This is a genomic window from Rhodopirellula sp. JB055 (genome assembly GCF_043100905.1).
Classification (GTDB): domain Bacteria; phylum Planctomycetota; class Planctomycetia; order Pirellulales; family Pirellulaceae; genus Rhodopirellula.
Window position 1 is genome coordinate 1 of the sequence record NZ_JBICHO010000396.1, and the last position, 6,168, is coordinate 6,168.

Here is a 6,168-nt window from a genome sequence, read left to right on the forward strand (position 1 = left end):
CGTCTCTCGACTCCGGCATGGATCGACATTCTGGTTCAGCGACTCAAGGATGCTGCCGAAGCTCGGGTTCGCTCAAAGATCGCCGAACAGCGTGTGCAGATCCTTCGCCAAGCGGTCCGCAGAATCACGCAACGCGTCAACCTGTTCGACAAAGTGCTGATCCCAACGGCCAAGGAAAACATCCAACGCATTCAAATCTACTTGGGCGATGCCGAACGTGCCGCCGTGATCACGTCGAAATTGGCAAAGCTCAAGCAACAACAAGCGGCCGATGGCTGGGACAACGAGGGAGAAGATCCATGAGCATCGTCCCTCTGGAACGGGCCACCTTTGTCGGGTTGAGCAGCGAAAAAGAACCATGGCTCGATGACCTGCATCGATTTGGTAGTTTGGAAATCATTCCACTCGGTGGTGACGAGCATGTCGCTGTCGGTGGACCATCGAGCCAATCTCGTGAAGCGTTGAAGTTTCTGCTGACCGCACCGCAACGACGTCGTCAAGTGCGTGACCGCAGCCAGTTCGACGCGACCGAAGTCGAGCAGCGGGCTTTGCAACTGCAGGCCCAGATTCAGTCACTCGAGTCAGAACGAGATGATTTGTTGCTGCGGTTGAAAGCCAGCAAACCGTTTGGTGAGTTTACCTTCGCATCTCCTGAGCAGATGGGCGGTTTGCGACTGTGGTTTTACATCGTCCCCCACAAGGACATGACCAAGCTGCCGCCCAACCAGGACCTGACAACCGCCTGGGAAGTGGTCGGGCGTGATCATCGATGCTGTTATCTGGTGGTGGTCTCGGCGGAGGAGCCACAGGGCATGCCGGTACCACGCGAAAAGATCGGTTCACGCTCACCCCATGAATTGCGACAGCGATTGGAAGAGGTGGAACTGGCGATCGAGGACGCACAAGCCGAACGGGCGTATCTGACGCGGTGGTGTTTGTTGCTGGCGCGCAGTCTGGCAATGTTAGAAGACGCAGCGGCTCGAGCGGGCGCTGCAATGCAAACCTCTGACCTGACTCCCGTCTTTGCGATGGAAGCTTGGGTACCCGCCGAGAAAATTGACGAGCTGACTGACTTGGCGGACCAGCGCGGCATTGTGTTCGAGCACCGGCCGCCGACACCTGATGAGGATCCGCCCACGCTGATGCGGAATGAAACTCGGTTGGAAGCGGGCGAAGATCTCGTCAATTTCTACATGACGCCGGGCTATTGGACGTGGGACCCGTCGTCAATCGTGTTGATCTCCTTCGCCATCTTTTTCGCGATGATTCTGGCCGACGCCGGTTACGGGATGTTGCTGGGCGTTGCGTTGTTGTTCTTCTGGAAAAAGCTCGGCCGACCCGCGACGGGTGATGTGATGTTGACCTCCGCCGAAGACATCGAGCAGGGGCAACCGAACCCGCAACGCACGGCCGGCCAACGTTTTCGGCCCATGCTGGCTCTGATCGTGTTGCTCTCCGTGGTGTATGGGGTGTTGGTGGGCAGCTACTTCGGACTCACTCCACCCCCGGAATCGTTGCTTGGCCGGTTGCAGTTGTTGGACATGAATAACTCACAACTGATGATGGGCGTGGCCGTTTTGGTCGGCGGGTTGCATGTGATCTTGGCCAATATCATGGACGCACGACGCTATGACGATTGGCAGGATGGACTGGCTTCATGGGGTTGGGCGACTGCGGTTGCCGGCGGTCTGTTGGCTGGTGCCGGGGCTGCGATTCCCGCTGTCCAACGGCTGAAAATCATCGGCGGTGCTGCGGGAATCATCGGGTTGCTGATGGTGGTGGCCTTCACAGCTCGACATGAGAAGCCATTGCGTCGACTCCTAAGTGGTCTGCTTGGCCTGACCAAAATCTCCGCCGCGTTTGGAGACGTGCTCAGTTACCTGCGGTTGTTTGCGCTCGGCTTGGCATCGGCGTCACTCGCAGCGGCCTTCAACGACATGGCCGCGGACATTCATGGTGGTTTGCCAAGAATCGGATTGTTGTTTGCATTGCTGGTGTTGTTATTCGGGCACGCGCTGAATCTTCTGCTGGGAGTGTCCAGCGGTGTGATTCACGGTTTGCGGCTCAATGTCATCGAATTTTTTAACTGGGGTTTGAAAGACGATGGTCGTCGATTCACCCCTTTTCGGCGAAAGGAAGGTTCCACATGGAATTGACAGCGATCACGTTGGGGTGGATCGGGCTTTATGCGCCGCTCGCACTGGGTGCGGTAGGCAGCATGATTGGCTGTCTACGCGGTGGCATGGCTGCGTGTGGCGCGATGCTCGAAGTTGAGAGCGGTTACGGTCGCTATGTCGGCGTTGCCGCGATGCCCTCGTCCCAAACCATTTACGGGATCGTCGTCACGATGGCTTTGCCTGCGGCGATCTCACCAGAGAACTCGCCAGGCATGTTTGCCTTGGGAGCGTTGTCCGGCGTCGCCCTGATGGTCAGCGCCTTGGCCCAAGGTTCGGCATGTGCCGCAGCAATCAATTCCTCCAAAAGCAAACCAGAAGTGTTTGGGATTTCACTGGCTCCAGCAGCCTTGATTGAAGGCTTCGCAGTGTTCGCGTTCGTATTCGCGCTCGTACTGGCAGGTCGATTGCCGTCATAAGTCAGGAAAACGCAAACTAGAAGCTGCCACCACTGAGTGGGATAGAACGATGCACGAAAATTCAAACGCGTCCTCAAGTGTTCAGAACTTGATCGAGCGGATCCGCGATCAAGGCGTCCAAGCGGCGGAAACCGAGGCCGATCGGTTGTTGCGTCAAGCACGCCAGGAGGCGGCGGAAATTGTCGCTGCCGCCAAGGCCGAAGCGGATGCCGAGCGAAGCAAAGCCAAGTCTGAGATCGAAGCCCACCGAACCGCATCACTCGATGCTTTGCAATTGGCAGCTCGTGACACCGTGCTGGACCTCAAAGCACGCGTCGTCGAACGGTTCGAACAATTCGTCAAGCGATTGGTCGTTTCTGCCACGCATGACGAACAATTGGTTCGCAATCTTGTGCTGGTTTTAGCCGGAGGCGCTGCCGAAGAGTTTATCCAAGATAAACAAATCGAAATCCGAATATCGCAAGCGTTGTTGGGCGAGGCCACCCTCAAAGAAGAAGGCAAACATGCGATTCTTGCGTTATCCAGCGACATGCTACGCGAAGGGATCGAGCTGATTCCGTCACACGAAGTCGAAGGCGGTGTTCGAGTCCAATTGGTGCAAGATCAATTGGAGATTGATCTGTCTGACCGAGCCGTCGCTCGACTGATTTCGGAGCGAATGGTCCCTCGTTTCAAAACGATTCTGGAGGGTGCGGAGACAAAGTGATGTACTACGACTTGATCTGTAGTTTGCCGCATCTACCAGATTTCGAGAAAGCCAAATGGTTGCCGATCTCACCATTGCGGTTGCGGCAACGATTGAATCGGCTGAGCCCATCGCACGCCGAGCAATTGGACCATGCTCGGTCGTTGATCGGCTGGCGTGAGCAGCGACTGTTGGGTGACCAGGATCGGATTGCCACGTTGCCGGGACTCATCGATGAGAAACTCGACACACCCCTGCATGACTACATCGAATTTCGTATGACTCAAAAGTCGCTGCTGGCTGCGCTGCGGTGGAAGCACGATGGGCAGGACCTCTCCGACGAACCACATCGGTGGGGGATCGGGCCACGCGCGCATCACATTCGCAAACATTGGCGGCTTTCGTGCTTCGGTTTGGAACATGTGTTCCCATGGCTGCCGATGGTATCCGAGAGATTGTCGTCCGGTGACGCTATCGGATTGGAACGGATGTTGGTTCGTTTGAATTGGCAGTGGCTGACGCGGTGCGCCGAACAATCCATGTTCGGGTTTCAAGCGGTGATGGCATATGTCTTCAAGTGGGACATGCTTCAAGCATGGCTTGCATGTGATCCATCGCGAGCCAAAGCTCGCTTCACTGAACTCATCGACAAGGTGACCCATGTCGCAAATGCATAGCGGAAACAGGGAGTCCAAGACGGCAACGGTCGTTCAAGTCCGCGAAAGTCTGGTGTTGGTCCAGATCGACGAACAAGCGTCCGTGAAAAAGAACGAGGTGGGTTACATCTGCGTCGGCGAAGAACGGCTGAAAGCAGAAGTGCTGCGAATTCGTGGACGCACAGCAGACATGCAGGTCTTTGAAGACACGTCGGGGGTCCGTGTCGGTGATCGTGTTGAGATGACCGATGAAATGCTGTCCGCCACCTTGGGCCCTGGCTTGCTAGGCCGTGTCTTTGATGGCTTGCAGAATCCACTTCATGATTTGGCGGAACAACATGGGTTCTTCCTGCCACGAGGCGTGTCAGCTCCACCGCTGAATCTAGAGCAAACCTGGAAGTTCACCCCGGCCGTCTCCGTTGGTTCGCGTGTCCCGCCTGGTGGAGTGTTGGGGACAGTCCCCGAAGGCCCCTTCACTCACAAGATCCTCGTCCCCTTCGGAGAGAAAGAACCGGTCACGGTCACCTGGATCGGTGAGGGAGAATGGACGCTGCAGGACCCAGTAGCGCGGTTTGAATCCGGTGGGGTCGAACGCGAGATCACCATGGTTCAGCGTTGGCCCGTTCGCCGTCCTATTCCCGAGTCCTTGCTACGTCGACGTTATGCAGAACGTCTGTACGCCCAAGAACCCATCACCACCGGAACGCGAATCATCGACACGTTTTTCCCAATCGCCAATGGCGGGACCGGGTGCATTCCAGGACCATTCGGCGCTGGCAAAACGGTTTTGCAGAGTACGATCGCCCGGTATTCAAGCGTCGACATTGTGGTGGTGGTGGCCTGCGGCGAACGCGCTGGCGAAGTGGTTGAAACGATCACGATGTACCCGGAGACAAAAGACCCACGCACCGGCGGCACCTTGATGGACCGCACCATCATCATCTGCAACACCTCCTCCATGCCGGTTGCCGCTCGCGAAGCATCGATCTACATGGGCGTGCCGCTGGCGGAGTCCTACCGCCAAATGGGATTGAATGTCCTGCTGATCGCCGACTCCACTTCGCGTTGGGCCCAAGCCATGCGGGAAACATCCGGCCGGATGGAAGAGATCCCGGGTGAAGAAGCCTTTCCCGCTTACCTCGATTCATCCATCAAGAGTGTCTACGAACGAGCGGGCTTGATTCGCTGCGCAGATGATTCGGAGGGCAGCCTCACGATGATCGGAACGGTTTCCCCAGCCGGTGGGAACTTCGAGGAACCTGTCACCCAATCGACGCTCGGCACCGTCAAGGCATTCCTCGGACTTTCTTATGACCGCGCCTACAAACGTTTTTATCCGGCGATCGACCCGCTGATCTCTTGGTCGCGGTATTTGGACCAACTCAAGAGTTGGTTGAGCGAAAACCTTGATCCCAATTGGACACGCGACGTCAAACAGTTGCGGGAACTGCTCGAGCGAGGCGACGCAATCAACCAAATGATGCAGGTCACCGGTGAGGAGGGAATCACACTGGAAGATTATATCACTTGGCAGAAATCCGTCCTGGTTGACATGGCCTATCTGCAACAAGACGCCTTTGATGAAGTCGATGCCTGCATGCCGCGCCCGCGACAATTGGAGAGTCTGAAGTTGCTTCGAAGCCTTGTGGATCGCGATTACGACTTTGAAACTCGCGATGAGGCTCGTGATTTTTTCACCAAAATCACCGGTCTCTATAAGAACTGGAACTACAGCCCGCAAGATTCAGCAGACTACCAAAACTACAAAGCATCGATCGAAGCAGCGGTGCGTGAACTGGCTCAAACCGCCTCGTGATTCATACCTGGTTCGCGGCTTACCGATTTAAATTGACCGAACCACAACACAGCCTTCCGTTCCCAGGAGCGACTGATGTCGACAACGACCAACGAAGCACAAACTGTCCAATCCGACGGCCACGATCAGACGCTGAGCCAAAAGGAACTGTCCAAGCTGAACGCCTATTGGCGTGCATCGAATTATTTGTCGGTGGGTCAGATTTACCTACTCGACAATCCATTGCTGAAAGAGCCACTGAAGCGCGAACACATCAAACCCAGACTGCTGGGACACTGGGGGACATCGCCAGGTCTGAACATGCTCTGTGTTCATCTCAACCGTGTGATCAAACGAGATGACCTGAACATGATTTATGTGATCGGCCCTGGTCACGGCGGTCCATCACTGGTGGCGCACGCTTACTTGGAAGGAACCT

6 protein-coding genes and 1 pseudogene are annotated in these 6,168 nt (G+C 56.1%); all 7 read left to right on the plus strand.

Features of this window, described 5'->3' with window-relative positions:
* On the plus strand, positions 1–303 hold a 303-nt coding region (locus tag ACF8AM_RS15625), incomplete at its 5' end, for a V-type ATP synthase subunit D (protein ID WP_392556527.1).
* Positions 300–2,156: a V-type ATP synthase subunit I gene (locus ACF8AM_RS15630; RefSeq protein ID WP_392556528.1), complete on the plus strand. Its 1,857-nt coding sequence runs from the start codon at positions 300–302 to the stop codon at positions 2,154–2,156. The genes ACF8AM_RS15625 and ACF8AM_RS15630, both read left to right, overlap by 4 nt.
* The gene (locus tag ACF8AM_RS15635) at positions 2,147–2,593 is read left to right on the plus strand and encodes an ATP synthase subunit C (RefSeq protein ID WP_230251846.1); all 447 of its coding nucleotides are present in this window, start codon (positions 2,147–2,149) and stop codon (positions 2,591–2,593) included. The genes ACF8AM_RS15630 and ACF8AM_RS15635 overlap by 10 nt, the downstream gene beginning before the upstream one ends.
* Before the next feature lie 49 nt (positions 2,594–2,642).
* Positions 2,643–3,299, plus strand: a complete 657-nt coding sequence (locus tag ACF8AM_RS15640) for a hypothetical protein (RefSeq protein ID WP_392556529.1) — start codon at positions 2,643–2,645, stop codon at positions 3,297–3,299.
* Positions 3,299–3,955, plus strand: coding sequence for a DUF2764 family protein (locus ACF8AM_RS15645; protein WP_392556530.1), 657 nt, complete (start codon positions 3,299–3,301; stop codon positions 3,953–3,955). The genes ACF8AM_RS15640 and ACF8AM_RS15645 overlap by 1 nt, the downstream gene beginning before the upstream one ends.
* On the plus strand, positions 3,939–5,750 hold the full coding sequence (locus ACF8AM_RS15650; protein ID WP_392556531.1) for a V-type ATP synthase subunit A: 1,812 nt from the start codon (positions 3,939–3,941) through the stop codon (positions 5,748–5,750). Before ACF8AM_RS15645 ends, ACF8AM_RS15650 begins: the two co-directional genes overlap by 17 nt.
* Positions 5,751–5,825: 75 nt before the next feature.
* A pseudogene (locus ACF8AM_RS15655) lies at positions 5,826–6,168 on the plus strand (phosphoketolase); the annotation flags it as partial.